At 70.0% G+C, this 14,362-nt stretch carries 15 protein-coding genes, 1 tRNA gene and 1 riboswitch; of the genes, 7 read left to right on the forward strand and 9 right to left on the reverse strand.

What is annotated here, in order from left to right; translation table 11 throughout:
- The first annotated feature begins 103 nt into the window (after window positions 1-103).
- Entirely contained in the window at window positions 104-2,569 is a 2,466-nt protein-coding gene (locus tag OG435_RS17895) for a transglycosylase domain-containing protein (protein ID WP_430625647.1), read from the forward strand.
- Between the two features lie 101 nt (window positions 2,570-2,670).
- Here OG435_RS17895 and OG435_RS17900 read toward each other — a convergent pair whose 3' ends face one another.
- The 4 genes from OG435_RS17900 to OG435_RS17915 all read right to left on the reverse strand — a co-directional run bounded on the left by OG435_RS17900 (window position 2,671) and on the right by OG435_RS17915 (window position 5,204).
- On the reverse strand, window positions 2,671-3,612 hold the full coding sequence (locus OG435_RS17900) for an FG-GAP repeat domain-containing protein (protein ID WP_266877861.1): 942 nt from the start codon (window positions 3,610-3,612) through the stop codon (window positions 2,671-2,673).
- A gap of 334 nt (window positions 3,613-3,946) precedes the next feature.
- Window positions 3,947-4,267, reverse strand: a complete 321-nt coding sequence (locus OG435_RS17905) for a DMT family transporter (RefSeq protein ID WP_030026576.1) — start codon at window positions 4,265-4,267, stop codon at window positions 3,947-3,949.
- Between the two features lie 31 nt (window positions 4,268-4,298).
- A riboswitch (guanidine-III (ykkC-III) riboswitch) is annotated at window positions 4,299-4,392 on the reverse strand.
- Between the two features lie 52 nt (window positions 4,393-4,444).
- On the reverse strand, window positions 4,445-4,789 hold the full coding sequence (locus tag OG435_RS17910) for a GroES family chaperonin (protein ID WP_243337241.1): 345 nt from the start codon (window positions 4,787-4,789) through the stop codon (window positions 4,445-4,447).
- Window positions 4,790-4,835: 46 nt separating this feature from the next.
- Window positions 4,836-5,204, reverse strand: coding sequence for a DUF3618 domain-containing protein (locus OG435_RS17915; RefSeq protein WP_266877865.1), 369 nt, complete (start codon window positions 5,202-5,204; stop codon window positions 4,836-4,838).
- A gap of 64 nt (window positions 5,205-5,268) precedes the next feature.
- On the opposite strand from OG435_RS17915, the gene bcp reads away from it, so the two are divergent.
- On the forward strand, window positions 5,269-5,736 hold the full coding sequence (bcp, locus tag OG435_RS17920) for a thioredoxin-dependent thiol peroxidase (RefSeq protein WP_266877867.1): 468 nt from the start codon (window positions 5,269-5,271) through the stop codon (window positions 5,734-5,736).
- 1,072 nt (window positions 5,737-6,808) lie between these two features.
- Window positions 6,809-6,892, forward strand: a tRNA-Leu gene (locus tag OG435_RS17925).
- A gap of 60 nt (window positions 6,893-6,952) precedes the next feature.
- On the opposite strand, the gene rdgB is transcribed toward OG435_RS17925, so the two are convergent.
- The 4 genes from rdgB to OG435_RS17945 form a co-directional block, all read right to left on the reverse strand.
- The gene (gene rdgB, locus OG435_RS17930; RefSeq protein ID WP_266877869.1) at window positions 6,953-7,570 is read right to left on the reverse strand and encodes an RdgB/HAM1 family non-canonical purine NTP pyrophosphatase; all 618 of its coding nucleotides are present in this window, start codon (window positions 7,568-7,570) and stop codon (window positions 6,953-6,955) included.
- A 43-nt stretch (window positions 7,571-7,613) separates the two neighbouring features.
- On the reverse strand, window positions 7,614-8,057 hold the full coding sequence (locus OG435_RS17935) for a hypothetical protein (RefSeq protein ID WP_323187840.1): 444 nt from the start codon (window positions 8,055-8,057) through the stop codon (window positions 7,614-7,616).
- Window positions 8,058-8,125: 68 nt separating this feature from the next.
- Window positions 8,126-8,857, reverse strand: a complete 732-nt coding sequence (rph, locus tag OG435_RS17940) for a ribonuclease PH (protein ID WP_266877871.1) — start codon at window positions 8,855-8,857, stop codon at window positions 8,126-8,128.
- Window positions 8,858-9,001: 144 nt separating this feature from the next.
- A complete protein-coding gene (locus tag OG435_RS17945; protein WP_323187841.1) occupies window positions 9,002-9,340 on the reverse strand; it encodes a PTS glucose/sucrose transporter subunit IIB in 339 nt (112 codons plus the stop codon).
- Between the two features lie 175 nt (window positions 9,341-9,515).
- Between OG435_RS17945 and OG435_RS17950 the strand changes: the two genes are divergently transcribed.
- Window positions 9,516-10,817, forward strand: a complete 1,302-nt coding sequence (locus OG435_RS17950) for a PTS transporter subunit EIIC (protein WP_266877873.1) — start codon at window positions 9,516-9,518, stop codon at window positions 10,815-10,817.
- 408 nt (window positions 10,818-11,225) lie between these two features.
- On the forward strand, window positions 11,226-12,491 hold the full coding sequence (locus tag OG435_RS17955; RefSeq protein WP_266877874.1) for a PTS transporter subunit EIIC: 1,266 nt from the start codon (window positions 11,226-11,228) through the stop codon (window positions 12,489-12,491).
- A gap of 86 nt (window positions 12,492-12,577) precedes the next feature.
- Here the strand turns inward: OG435_RS17955 and OG435_RS17960 are convergent, their stop codons facing one another.
- Entirely contained in the window at window positions 12,578-13,330 is a 753-nt protein-coding gene (locus OG435_RS17960) for an MBL fold metallo-hydrolase (RefSeq protein ID WP_266877876.1), read from the reverse strand.
- Between the two features lie 205 nt (window positions 13,331-13,535).
- Here OG435_RS17960 and OG435_RS17965 point away from each other — a divergent pair, with 205 nt between their 5' ends.
- Window positions 13,536-13,970, forward strand: coding sequence for a hypothetical protein (locus OG435_RS17965; RefSeq protein WP_266877878.1), 435 nt, complete (start codon window positions 13,536-13,538; stop codon window positions 13,968-13,970).
- Complete coding sequence (locus OG435_RS17970) at window positions 13,949-14,311, forward strand: DUF488 domain-containing protein (protein WP_266877880.1); 363 nt, start codon at window positions 13,949-13,951, stop codon at window positions 14,309-14,311. Before OG435_RS17965 ends, OG435_RS17970 begins: the two co-directional genes overlap by 22 nt.
- The last annotated feature ends 51 nt before the right edge of the window (window positions 14,312-14,362 follow it).

The following is a 14,362-nucleotide window of genomic DNA, read 5'->3' on the forward strand; positions in this document are numbered from 1 at the left end:
ACGCGAACGAATTACGCCCGTCCGGAGCGGAAGCGACGGCCATCGGGTAGACAGCATGAGGTACAGATGTGGATATTTCGTACGGCGCCGAGGAGTCCCGGAGATGAGCGACCCGTCACCCCCGCCCGGCTGGACGCCTCGCGATCCCGACACCCCCGACGGACAGCCCGCTCCGGGCTCCGCCGCGCCCCCGCCGTCCGGGCCGCCGGCGCCGCCCAAGAACGCCAAGGAGGCCAAGAGGGCGGAGAAGCAGCGGGCGAAGGCGGCGAAGAAGGCCAAGCGCAAGCGCACCGGCTGGCGCCGGCTCCTCCCGACCTGGCGCATGGTCCTGGGCGCCTGCCTCCTGCTCGCCCTGCTCATCGGCGGCGCCCTCGTGGCCGGCTACCTGCTGGTCCACATCCCGCCCGCCAACGCGGCCGCCACGGCGCAGTCCAACGTCTATCTGTACACCGACGGCACCCAGCTCGCCCGCGACGGCGAGGTCAACCGCGTCAACGTGCCGCTCTCCCAGGTCCCCCTGACCGTCCAGGAGGCCGTACTGGCCGCCGAGGACCGCGACTTCCACTCCGAACGGGCGGTGGACCCCGCGGCGATGCTGCGCGCCGCCTGGAACACCGCGACCGGCAAGGGCACCCAGTCCGGATCGACCATCACCCAGCAGTACGTCAAGAACTACTACCTGGGCCAGGAGCAAACGATCAAGCGGAAGGTGAAGGAGTTCTTCATCGCGATCAAACTCGGTCGCGAGAAGTCGAAGAACTACATCCTCGAGGGGTACCTGAACACCAGCTACTTCGGCCGCAACGCCTACGGCATCCAGGCAGCCGCCCAGGCCTACTACGGCAAGGACGTCGGCAAGCTCACCACCGCCGAGGGCGCCTACCTCGCCACCCTCCTCAACTCCCCCAGCGCCTTCGACGTCGTCGCCCACCCCCAGGGCCGCGGCCGCGCCCTCGCCCGCTGGAACTACGTGCTCGACGGCATGGTCAAGAAGGGCTGGATGACGCCCGCCGAACGCGCCGCCACCCAGTTCCCCGAACCCGGCAAGGTCCGCCCGGCCGCCGGCCTCTCCGGACAGCGCGGCTACCTCGTCGAAGCCATCAAGGAGTACATCGTCGAGAACAAGATCCTCGACGACAAGACCTTCGCCGAGGGCGGCTACCGCATCAGCACGACCATCGACAAGACCCGTCAGACCGCCATGGTCGACGCCGTCAACGACAAGATGGTCAGCAAGCTCGACCCCGGCAAGCGCAAGGCGGACCGCGTCGTACGCACCGGGGCCGTCTCCATCGACCCGGACAACGGCAAGGTCGTCGCCATGTACGGCGGCATCGACTACACCAAGCAGTTCGTCAACAACGCCACCCGGCACGACTACCAGGTCGCCTCCACCTTCAAGCCGTTCGTCTTCGCCTCCGCCGTGCAGAACGACTCCCGCACGCAGGACGGCCGCACGATCACCCCGTACACGATCTACAACGGCGACAACAGGCGGCCCGTCGTCGGCAGCCGCATCCCCTTCGACCCCGAGAACGAGGGGCAGGTCAGCTACGGCAACATCACCGTCACCTCCGCCACCGACCTCTCCGTGAACAGCGTCTTCGCCCAGATGGTCGTCGACGTCGGCACCGACAAGGTCAAGCAGACCGCCATCGCCCTCGGCATCCCCGAGAGCACCCCGAACTTCGCCCCGGTACCGGCCATGGCCCTGGGCACCATGCAGGCCAGCGTCCTGGACATGACCCAGGCCTACGCGACCCTCGCCGACCACGGCCAGCGCACTCCGTACACCTTCGTCGAGAAGATCACCAAGGCCGGGGACACCATCCCGCTCCCGTCCCGCGACAAGGCCCAGGCCGTCAGCCGCGAAGCCGCCGACACCACCACGTCCATGCTGGTCAGCGTCGTGGACAACGGCACCGGCACGGCCGCCCTGGCCGCCGGCCACCCGGCCGCGGGCAAGACGGGCACCGCCGAGCAGGACCGCTCGGCCTGGTTCGCGGCGTACACCCCGGACCTGGTCACGGTCGTCTCGATGATGGGCCAGGACCCGGACACCGGCGCCCTGGAACCCCTCTACGGGGCCCTGGGCGAGGCCCGCATCGGGGGCGGCGGCTACCCGGCCCGGATCTGGGCCCAGTACACGAAGACGGCCCTGGCGGACAGCGACCCCGTGGACTTCGACCTGGAGCTCATGCCGGGCGCCAACCGACCCCCGCCGCCCCCGCCCGTGGATCCGGCCCCGAGCCGGTCCGAGGAGGACACCCCGGGCGACCGCCCCTCGGGCCGGCCGGGCCGCCCGACCCGGAGCCCGTCGACGGGCGGACAGACGAACGGGGGCCAGACGAACGGAGGCCGGACCACGGGAGGCCAGACCAACGGGGGTCAGACGAACGGGGGTCAGACCACCAGAGGCCAGACCAACGGGGGTCAGACCACCGGCGGCGAGACCACCGGAGGCCAGACCGACGGCGGCACCACGAACGGCGCCACGGACGGCACCACCACGGGCCCCCAGGGCGGCGCCACCGAGGGCCTGCGCCCACCGGCGGACCTACTGGAGTAGAGCCTCCGCTCGGCCGGCGGCCCGGGACGCCGCAGGGCCCCTGACATGACGGTGGCCGCCCCCTTCCTCGGGGGCGGCCACCGTCATGTCCTACGGACCGGTCACAGCAGGTTGTAGACCTGGTAACCGCTGCCGATCTTCACCGGCTTCGCGAACGGGGCGGCAGCGCTGCCGGTCCCCGAGTAGCGGTAGAGGTCCCCGTTGGACTTCCGCGCGACCAGGTCGGTCTTGCCGTCGCCCGTCAGGTCACCCACCGACACCAGCCGGTTGTAGGTGTTCCATCCGGCACCGATCTTCGTGCGCGGCGCGAACGGGGCCGCGTAGTTGCCGGTGCCCTTGTAGAGCCACAGCACCCCGGAGCCGTCCCGCGCCACGATGTCGGCCTTGCCGTCACCGGTCAGGTCGCCCTGCCCGGCGATCTGGGTGTACTGGCCCCAGCCGGCGCCGATCTTGATCCGCGAGGTGACCCGGCCGTCCGGGTAGGCCAGGTACTCGTAGAGCACGCCCGCCTTGTCGACACCCAGCAGATCGGCCGACGTGCCGCCGCCGAGGTTGCCCGGGGACAGCATCGTCGAACCGTAGATCTGGTACCCGGTCCCGACCTGCTTCGACTGGATCTGGCCCTGGGCGTCCTCCCAGAGGTAGCGGACCTTGCCGTCCTTGTGCACGGCCCAGAAGGCCTCGCCGAACCCGTCCTTGTCGTTGTCCACGTCAATGAAATCGGTGAGGTACGAGTAGTCCAGGTCGACGTTGTACGGGGCCTGGAAACCACCCGTCCCGTTCGGGCCGAACAGGTCCAGCGAGAAGTTCTTCTTGTTGACCCCGTACAGCGGAAAGGTCGGCGTCTCGACCGAGGCGAGTGCCCGCGCCGTCGGCTGCCCGGCCTGGTGCGCGCCGCGCTGCGAGGCGGCGGCCTTCGCGGCCGCAGCGTCGGCCGAACCGCCGTTGGCGAACGCCGTACCGCCCGCGACGGCAGCCGCGAGCGCGACTGCCGTACCGACGACGACGCCGCGCAGAACGGCGGAACGCTTACCGAAAGCCATGTGTATCCCCCTGAGAATGAAACCGCGGCCCTGTTGATCACCGCCGCGGTGCCAAACCCTCTCACACGTCCGGCCCGTCCCCCGCCGGGTTTTCCGCGGTGCCGCGCCCCCGGAAAAATTCCCGTCCGCACCTACAACCCTCGCCGCCCCACGGGGGTCTGACCTGTAGCGCCCACGCGTGCCGGAGCCCTGAACGGGCCCGCGCACCGACCTTCGCCGGGCGCTGGTTCCGGCATGTCCGCCGGCCCCCGGCAGAGCGGTCCGGGAGGCCCGCGCCCCCCGTCCCCCCGCCCCGGCCGGGGATCCCTGTGACATGAACCACCACCGGCCGAAATCAGTGACCGGAGGTCGCCTTCAGCCCCACGACGGCGACCAGCAGCAGACAGATGAAGAAGATCCGGGCGGCGGTGACGGGCTCCCCCAGCACCGCCATACCGAGCACCGCCGCGCCGGCAGCGCCGATACCGACCCAGACGCCGTACGCGGTACCGATCGGCAGGGTCTTGGCGGCGTACGACAACAGCACCATGCTCGCCACGATGCCGGCACCCGTGAACACGCTCGGCCACAGCCGCGTGAACCCCTCGGTGAACTTCATGCCGATCGACCAGCCGACTTCGAGCAGACCGGCGAGAAGAAGCAGAACCCAGGCCATGACGGACACCTCCGGGACGAGAGCGGAACGGGGTGCGTCGTCTTGTCATGCAGCCATCGGCAACAGCGCGACAGCCACCCGGTACGGCGCGTCTCGTCGGGGGTTCCCCACCACCGTAGCAAAACCGAACGAAAAGGGCCGGTGACGATGGTCACCGGCCCTTCCCGCACTCAGGATCTAGAGATAAAGCCCCGTGGAGTCCTCCGACCCCTCCAGCCGCTCTGCGGCCACGGCGTGCAGGTCCCGCTCCCGCATCAGCAGGTACGTCGCCCCGCGCACCTCGACCTCGGCCCGCTCCTCGGGGTCGTACAGCACCCGGTCCCCCGGCTCGACCGTCCGTACGTTCTGCCCGACCGCGACCACCTCGGCCCAGGCCAGCCGCTTGCCCACGGCGGCCGTCGCCGGGATCAGGATGCCGCCGCCCGAGCGGCGCTCCCCCTCCGGCGAATCGGATTTCACGAGCACGCGGTCGTGCAGCATGCGGATGGGCAGCTTGTCGTGGGTGGTGGTGTTCTCGCTCACGCCCCGAACCTACCCGCCCGCACCCACCCCGCACCCCGCCGGGTCATCAGCGCTTGCGTCGCGCCGACAGCACCAGCAGCCCCACGACACCGGCCGCCAGCAGCGCCACGGGCACGATCCGCTCGACGCGCGGGGCGCCGTCGTCGTGGCGCAGTCCGTCGCGGGCGTCGGTGACGAGACGGTTCACCGTCGCCACCGCGCGGCCGACGACGTGGTCGACGTTGCTGACCACCTTCGCCTTGGCGTCCCCGACGATCGTCTTGGGGTGCAGGCGCACCCCGATCTCGTCGAGCGCCTCGGCGAGCTGCTCGCGGCGGCGGACGATGTCCGCCTCGATCTGTGCGGGGGTCCTGGCTTCCGGCACCGCGCTGCCTCCGTCGTCGTGGTCGGTCCCATGGCGGGCGTAGCCCACCATGAACAGTCAGTCAGCAGCTTAGTCTCGACACCGTACCGATCCCCTCTTGAGGAGACTGTTGAGCATGAGCGAGCGACTTGAGCCGGGCGACATCGCCCCCGCCTTCACCCTGCCCGACGCGGACGGCAACGCGATCTCGCTCGCCGACCACAAGGGCCGCAAGGTCATCGTCTACTTCTACCCGGCCGCGCTGACGCCGGGCTGCACGAAGCAGGCCTGCGACTTCACGGACAACCTGGCGGTCCTGGCCACGGCCGACTACGACGTCATCGGCGTCTCGCCCGACAAGCCGGAGAAGCTGGCGAAGTTCCGCGAGCAGGAACACCTGAAGGTCACCCTGGTCGGCGACCCCTCGAAGGAGGTCCTGACGGCGTACGGGGCGTTCGGCGAGAAGAAGCTGTACGGCAAGACCGTCACCGGGGTCATCCGCTCCACGGTGATCGTCGACGAGGAGGGCAAGGTCGAACGCGCCCTCTACAACGTCAAGGCCACGGGCCACGTAGCCAAGATCATCAAGGACCTGGGCATCTGACCCCGCCCCCTCCTCCCGGACCGGCCCGCACCCACCCGGTGCGGGCCGCTCTGCTTGCCGGACGAATCCAGCCGTAACCGTCCGACTATCGGTCCGTTACTCCGTACGAGGGCCGCACGCGCGGCCGACACGGAGGGGACCATGGCCGACCCGTACGACCGAGGCACACTGACCGCTGCCGTCGCCGACTCCAAGGACTGGGCCGACCTCATGCGGCGACTCCACCTCAAGGAGAGCGGCGGGCGGCGGCGCACGCTCCAGCAGAAAGTCGCCCTCTTCGGGATCGACAGCAGCCACTTCACGAAGCGCAGCCCGTGGCGCAAGTACCCGGACGAGGCGATAGCGGCGGCCGCCGAGTCATCCGGCACGCCGCGCGAGGTGGCCCTCAAGCTCGGCATACGCCCTGCCACCGGAGCCCTGTCGCACATCGTCCGGCGCATGACGGCAGCGGGCATCGACACGAGCCACTTCACAGGCATGCGGCGCGAGGTGACCGAACCGCCGTTCACCTCAACCGAGCTCTCCGAAGCAGCAGCCTGCGCCGACAGCATCCGCGGTACGGCTCGCGCACTGGGCATGGCCGACGACAGCCGGTCCCGATCCGCTCTCGGGAGAATGCTCCGGACCTACGGCATCGACACCACACACTTCCGCAACTCCCGGCTGACCATTGCCGAGGAACAAGCGGCGCCCCTGGGCATCCGGCGCAGCGGTGACACCGAGAGCCGTCACACCCGACACCCTCAAGGTCCTCCCAGAGGGGTCCGCCCGGCTGAACCGACCCCGCCTCCACCGCGCACTCCAGGAGGTCGGAGTTCCATGCACCTGCGCGACCTGCGGGAACCCCGGCGAATGGCTAGGGCGTCCGATCACGCTCCACATCGACCACATCAACGGGGACTGGCGCGACAACCGGCGCGTAAACCTCCGCTACCTGCGCCCCAACTGCCATGCGCTGACCGACACCTGGTGCCGCGGGGGCCGCGGTCGCAATGGTGTCGCCCGCCAGAGCCGGGCAGTCGTACACTAGCCGCAGCCGGCCAAGCCCGATGTCCGAATTGACCGGTTAGTCGCGGTCGTGGTGGAATTGGCCTACACGCAACTTTTAGGTAGTTGTGGGAGAAATCCCTTGAGGGTTCGAGTCCCTCCGACCGCACGTACACGAAGGCCCCCCTGCGCAGCCGCGTAGGGGGCCTTCGGCGTTGTCCGGGGCGCGTCAGCCCAACAGCTCCCGCACCGCCGGGACCAGGGCTCGGAAGGCCTGGCCTCGGTGGGAGATGGCGTTCTTTTCCGCCGCCGTGAGTTCCGCGCAGGTTCGGGACTCGCCGAGGGGCTGGAGGATCGGGTCGTAGCCGAAGCCGCCCGTGCCCGCCGGGGTGTGGCGCAGGGTGCCCAGGAGGCGGCCCTCGACCACGCGTTCCGTGCCGTCGGGGAGGGCGAGGGCGGCCGCGCAGAAGAAGTGGGCTCCGCGGTGGGGGGAGTCGATGTCACCGAGTTGGGCCAGGAGGAGCGCGAGGTTCGCGGCGTCGTCGCCGTGGGCGCCGGCCCAGCGGGCCGAGAAGATGCCCGGGGCGCCGTTGAGGACGTCCACGCAAAGGCCCGAGTCGTCCGCGACGGCCGGCAGGCCGGTGGCCTGGGCCAGGGCGTGCGCCTTGAGGAGGGCGTTCTCGGCGAAGGTGACGCCGGTCTCCTTGGCGTCCGGGATCTCCGGGTACGCGTCCGCGCCGACCAGCTCGAGCGGCAGGCCGGCGGCGGACAGGATGTCGTGGAGCTCCGTGACCTTGCCCGCGTTGCGCGTGGCGAGGATCAGGCGGCTGGGCTGCGTGGAGGTCATGCAGCCATTATCCGGGCCGCCCGCCGGCCTCCGGGACGCGGGCTCAGCCCGGGGTGCAGACCTTCGAGATCTCCTTGGCCGCGTCCGCGACCGGGGTGACGTCGGGGGTCGTGGTGCCGCTCTCGATGGAGGTGCGGACGTTCTGGACGGCCGTGTTCATCGAGGAGATGGCCTTGCTCAGGTCGGCGTTGTCCGTCTGGTCGCCGACCTTCTTCAGGTTGGCCTCGATCGCGTTGAGCGCGTTCTGCGCGTCCTGCGGGCTGTTGCCGGCCTGCGAGACCGCCTGCTGGAGGTCGTTGGCGCCGTCCGTGATCGCGACCGCCGTGCTCGCGCAGTCCATCGCGGTGGAGATCGCGTCGCAGGAGGTGATCGCGGGTATGGCGAGCGCTGCCGTCAGGGCGACGGCTGCCAGGCGGTACTTCGGCTTCACTTCGGCCCCCAGGAGGATGGTGTGCGTGCGAACGTGCGGGTACGTGGACGGGCGCACGGCTTCGACGCCGTGCACCCGTACCCCGAGAGACGCGCGGACGGGCCGCGCGGTTGCCGCAGCCTGCGCTAGAGCGTGAGCTCCAGGGCGGAGAGCTGGAGGGCTTCCAGGTCGGCGCAGCCGCCCGCGGCCAGGTCGAGGAGGGCGTTGAGTTCCTTGCGGTCGAAGGGCTCGCCCTCGGCCGTGCCCTGGACCTCGACGAAGCGGCCGTCGCCGGTGCAGACCACGTTCATGTCGGTCTCCGCGCGCACGTCCTCCTCGTAGCAGAGGTCGAGGAGCGGGACGCCGTCGACGATGCCGACGCTGACGGCGGCGACGGTGCCGGTCAGGGGCTTGCGGCCGGCCTTGATGAGCTTCTTGCCCTGGCCCCAGGCGATGGCGTCGGCCAGGGCCACGTAGGCGCCGGTGATGGCCGCGGTACGGGTGCCGCCGTCGGCCTGGAGGACGTCGCAGTCCAGGACGATGGTGTTCTCGCCGAGGGCCTTGTAGTCGATGACGGCGCGCAGCGAGCGGCCGATCAGGCGGGAGATCTCGTGGGTGCGCCCGCCGATCTTGCCGCGTACGGATTCGCGGTCGCCGCGGGTGTTCGTGGCGCGGGGCAGCATCGAGTACTCGGAGGTGACCCAGCCTTCGCCGCTGCCCTTGCGCCAGCGCGGGACGCCTTCGCTGAAGGAGGCGGTGCAGAAGACCTTGGTGTCTCCGAAGGAGACGAGGACGGAGCCCTCTGCGTGCTTGCTCCATCCGCGTTCGATGGTGACCGGGCGGAGCTGTTCGGGCGTACGGCCGTCGATGCGAGACATGGCACCGAGCCTAGCCGGTGCGGGCCCTGGCCCGTGTCGCTGCGAGAAGACCCCGTCCGGGTGCGTCCGGTCGGGGTCCTGTCGTACGTACGGGTGCGCGCGGGGGCGCGTGTACGGGTGTGCGTGCGAGCCGGTGGGCTCAGCTCACATCATGTCTTCGATGTCGGCGGCGATCGGGTCGGCGTCGGTGCCGATGACGACCTGGATCGCGGTGCCCATCTTGACGACGCCGTGGGCGCCGGCGGCCTTCAGCGCGGCCTCGTCGACCTTGCTCGGGTCGATGACCTCGGTGCGCAGGCGGGTGATGCAGCCCTCGACCTCTTCGATGTTCTCGATGCCGCCGAGCCCGGCGACGATCTTCTCAGCCTTGGTGGCCATGTGTTTCTCCCTGAGTTCTACGAAGAACGAGTCCGACTGACATCCGGCGCCGGCGCGTGTACGCCTGTCGCCCGACCGACCAACCAGGGCGGTCCGCTTCGTCACGGTAGCCCACGATTGGCCCAGCTACGAGGGCACGTGCCCTATATCTGCCGAATGATGATGATCAGCACCAACCTGCCCTCAGGGCGGGTGAAATGCGACAGCAACACAAGTGGTCTACACCAGTGTGCCGCAAGTGTCGCGACTGCCAAAAACGGGCCGGTCAGGGAGGACGCGGATGAGCGCGAGCAGCGCCGCAGCAGTGCCACAGCAGAAGTGGTGGAACGGCTTGTTCCAAGGGCTCCAGAAGATGGGTCGGAGCCTCCAGCTGCCGATCGCCGTGCTGCCGGCGGCGGGCATCCTGAACCGGTTCGGGCAGGACGACGTGTTCGGCAAGGACGGCCTGGGCTGGACGAACGTCGCCAAGGTCATGGCGGCCGCCGGCGGCGCCCTGCTCAACGCGGACATCGGCCTGCCGCTGCTCTTCTGCATCGGCGTCGCGATCGGCCTGGCCAAGAAGGCGGACGGCTCCACCGCCCTCGCGGCGGTGGTCGGGTTCCTCGTCTACCGGGGCGTGCTGCACGCCTTTCCCAAGTCCTGCCCGGAGGGGACCAGGGACATCCAGGGCGCCTGCCTGGGGGCGGGCGACGCCTTCAGCGAGTACACCTACCAGAACCCGGGGGTGTTCGGCGGCATCGTGATGGGCTGGCTGGCCGCCTGGTTCTGGATGCGCTACCACCGGGTCAAGCTGGTCGACTGGCTCGGCTTCTTCAACGGCCGCCGGCTGGTCCCGATCATCATGACCTTCGTGGCGATCGCGTTCGCCGTGATCTGCCTGTGGATCTGGCCGCCGATCGGCGACGCACTGGAGAGCTTCTCGGACTGGCTGGTGGGTCTGGGGTCGGTGGGCGCCGGCATCTTCGGACTCGCGAACCGCGCGCTGCTGGTGATCGGCCTGCACCAGTTCCTGAACGTGCCGGTGTGGTTCCAGTTCGGCAGCTACACCAAGCCGGACGGGCAGACGGTCCACGGTGACATCCCGATGTTCCTGGCGGGCGACCCGAACGCCGGCCAGTTCCTCACCGGCTTCTTCCCGATCATGATGTTCGCGCTGCCCGCGGCGGCGCTGGCCATCACGCACTGCGCGAAGCCTGAGCGGCGCAAGGAGGTCGGCGGCCTGATGCTGTCGGTCGGCCTGACCTCGTTCGTCACCGGCATCACCGAGCCGCTGGAGTACTCGTTCCTCTTCCTGGCCCCGGCGCTGTACGCGGTCCACGCGGTGCTGACCGGTGTGTCCATGGCGGTGACCTGGGCGTTCGGGGTGAAGGACGGCTTCACCTTCTCCGCGGGCCTGATCGACTACGCCATCAACTGGGGTCTGGCGACCAAGCCCTGGATGATCATTCCGATCGGCCTCTGCTTCGCGGTCGTCTACTACGCCGTCTTCCGCTTCGCGATCACCAAGTGGGACATCAAGACCCCCGGGCGGGAGTCCGACGAGGACATCGCGGCGATGGAGGGGGAGAACACGAAGGCATGAGCCGCGCAGGGACTTCCGGCCCGTGCGAGCCGCGGGCGGCGCAGGGTCCGAAGCACCCCCCGAACCGCACCGAAGTACCCGCCCGGCCGCGCCGACGGCCTCCTCCCGCGAGTCACCGAACGGCCTGTCCCGCGGTGCCGTAAGTCCTGGTCAGGACAGAGAAATACGAGACGAAGGCCTCCGGACCCACAGGGTCCGGAGGCCTTTGCCGTGTATGCCCCAGTGTGTCTTCCACCACGGAATTGGTGGGTTCCTTACGCGGACCTCACCGTGCTACAACTGGTCTACACCACTGAGTGGTGTAGACCACGTAGGCCTTTCGGCCCGGGGTCCTCCCCTTTCCTGAGACGCCGCCATCCCCCCTTTTGCCAAGTCCCCAGGCAGCGTCTTGTCCACTGGAGGAAGTTGATGAGTACGGCCACCGCCGCTCCCGCCAAGAAGCGGGGCTCCGGCCTGATCCAGGGTCTGCAGAAGGTCGGCCGCAGCCTTCAGCTGCCGATCGCCGTCCTGCCGGCCGCAGGTATCCTGCTGCGCCTCGGCCAGCCCGACGTCTTCGGCAAGGACGGCCTCGGCTGGGGCAAGGTCGCCACGGTGTTCGCCACTGCCGGTGACGCCGTCTTCGCCAACCTGCCGCTGCTCTTCTGCATCGGTGTCGCCATCGGCTTCGCCAAGAAGGCGGACGGCTCCACCGCCCTCGCGGCCCTGGTCGGCTTCCTGGTCTACAAGAACGTCCTCACCGCCTTCCCGGTGACCGAGGCCGTCATCAACACCACCGAGAACAAGGGTGTGGACGTCGCCGCGACGTACAACAACCCCGGTGTCCTCGGCGGCATCATCATGGGTCTGCTCGCCGCGGTCCTGTGGCAGCGCTTCCACCGCACGAAGCTGGTGGACTGGCTCGGCTTCTTCAACGGCCGCCGCCTGGTCCCGATCATCATGGCCTTCGTCGGCGTCCTCGTCGGCGTCTTCTTCGGCCTGGCCTGGGAGCCGATCGGTGAGGTCATCACCAACTTCGGCGAGTGGATGACCGGACTCGGCTCGGTCGGTGCCGGCATCTTCGGCCTCATCAACCGCGCCCTGATCCCGATCGGCATGCACCAGTTCGTCAACGCCGTCGCCTGGTTCCAGATCGGCGACTTCACCGACGCCACCGGCGCGGTCGTCCACGGTGACCTCACCCGCTTCTTCGCCGGTGACCCGGACGCGGGCATGTTCATGACCGGCTTCTTCCCGATCATGATGTTCGGCCTCCCGGCCGCCGCCCTGGCCATCGCCCACAGCGCCCGTCCGGAGCGCCGCAAGGCGGTCACCGGCATGATGGTCTCGCTCGCCCTCACCTCGTTCGTCACGGGTGTCACCGAGCCGATCGAGTTCTCCTTCTTGTTCATCGCGCCGGTCCTGTACGCCATCCACGCGGTCCTGACCGCCGTGTCCATGGCCGTCACCTGGGCGCTCGGGGTCCACGCGGGCTTCACCTTCTCCGCCGGCCTGATCGACCTGGGCCTCGGCTGGAACAAGGCCACGTCCCCCTGGATGATCCTTCCGATCGGCCTGGTCTTCGCGGCGGTCTACTACTTCGGCTTCCGCTTCGCGATCACCAAGTTCAACCTTCCGACGCCGGGCCGCGAGTCCGACGAGGAGCTCGCCGAGATGGAGAAGGCCGAGGCCAAGTAGGTCTCCCGCCCCACACCACGCGAAAGCCCCCGCTCTCCCGGAAGGGAGGGCGGGGGCTTTCGCGTATCCGTGCGGAGGGCCTGGCCTCAGACCTCGTACACCGCGCCCGTGTACGCCAGCTCCACCGGGCCGTCGTAGACCGCGCGGGCATCGGCCAGGTTGCGTTCGGCGTCCGTCCACGGCGGGATGTGGGTCAGGACGAGCCGGCCGGCGCGGCCGGCGCGGGCGAACTCCCCGGCCTCGCGGCCGTTGAGGTGGAGGTCCGGGATGTCCTCCTTGCCGTGCGTGAAGGAGGCCTCGCACAGGAACAGGTCGGTGTCCTCGGTGAGCAGGCCCAGCTCGGGGCAGACCCCGGTGTCGCCGGAGTACGTCAGCGCGCGGCCGCCGTGCTCGACGCGGATCCCGTAGGACTCGACGGGGTGGCAGACCCTCTCGGTGCGGACCTGGAACGGGCCGATCTCGAAGGTGCCGGACTTCAGGGTCCGGAAGTCGAAGACCTCGCTCATGGAACGCTCGTCGGGGACGTCCTCGTAGGCGGTGGTCAGCCGCTTCTCGGTGCCCTCGGGGCCGTAGACGGGGATGGTGCCGCAGCGGCCGCCCTCGTGGCGGTAGAAGCGGGCGACGAAGTACGCGCACATGTCGATGCAGTGATCGGCGTGCAGGTGGCTGAGGAAGATCGCGTCGAGGTCGTAGAGCCCGATGTGGCGCTGGAGCTCGCCGAGGGAGCCGTTGCCCATGTCGAGGAGCAGCCGGAAGCCGTCGGCCTCGACGAGGTAGCTCGAGCAGGCCGATTCCGCGGACGGGAACGACCCGGAACAGCCGACGACGGTGAGCTTCATGGAGCGTGAACCTCCGTGGACGGTCCGTGGACGGAATGCGGGCCGTGCGTGGGTCGAGCGTAAGGCGCGAAACGTCCGGTCGCTCCTCCGCGGCAGGCCGTTGTGGGGCGAATCACCTGAGCTGTCACCCGGGGGAGCGACAGGGCGGACGCGGGTTGCCGTGCGCTGCCGCGCCGGGGCCGCCGGGCGGGACTACGGTCGGTGTATGGACACGTCCTGGTGGCCGGCGGTCGCTGCCGTGGTGGTCGTGATCCTGCTGGTGCTCCTCCCCCGGCGGGCGCGGTCGCCGCGGCGGGCCGCGGCGCCGCCGCACGGACCGGGACCGCTGCCGCGGCCGGTGGCCGGTGAGCTGTGGTCCCTGGAGGACGGGCGGCGCGTCCTGGTACTGGGCGTACGGGGCCACCGGGCGCGGATCGCGCGGATCACCGGGAAGTACGACGACCGGCGCGCCGGGGTGATCCCGCTGCCGCCGGGGGTGGTGGGGGCGCGGGGCGCGTTCCTGGAGGCGGACCGGGTGGTGGAGGTGTCGGTATGGGAGTTCGCGAGGGCGCGGCCGCTGGGGGTGGTGGATCCGGCGGTGTGGGACGAGGTGAAGGGACTCGGGGGGCCGGGGCCCGGGTGGCACCAGTCGTCCGGCTGAAGCGGGTCTACGATCCCCCGGAGCCGGGGCTGGACGGGGTCCGGGTGCTCGTGGACCGGCTGTGGCCGCGGGGGCTGTCGAAGGAGGCGGCGGGGGTCGACGAGTGGGCGAAGGCGGTTGCCCCGTCGGGGGAGCTGCGGAAGTGGTTCCACGGGGGCGGGTCGGTGGCGGAGTTCCGTGAGCGGTACGCGGTGGAGCTTCGCTCGGAGTCGGCCGGGGCGGAGCTGGGGCGGCTGCGAGCCCTTGCCGCGGCGGGGCCGGTCACGCTGCTGACTGCCGTCAAGGATCCGGGGGCGAGCCACGCGGGGGTGCTGGCCGCACTGTTGACGGCCTGTTCTTGACGCGCCGCTCGCGCGGTGCGGCCCCTTGGGCGGGTGCGGGTGGGCCGGCCC

This window comes from Streptomyces sp. NBC_01264 (genome assembly GCF_026340675.1).
GTDB lineage: Bacteria > Actinomycetota > Actinomycetes > Streptomycetales > Streptomycetaceae > Streptomyces.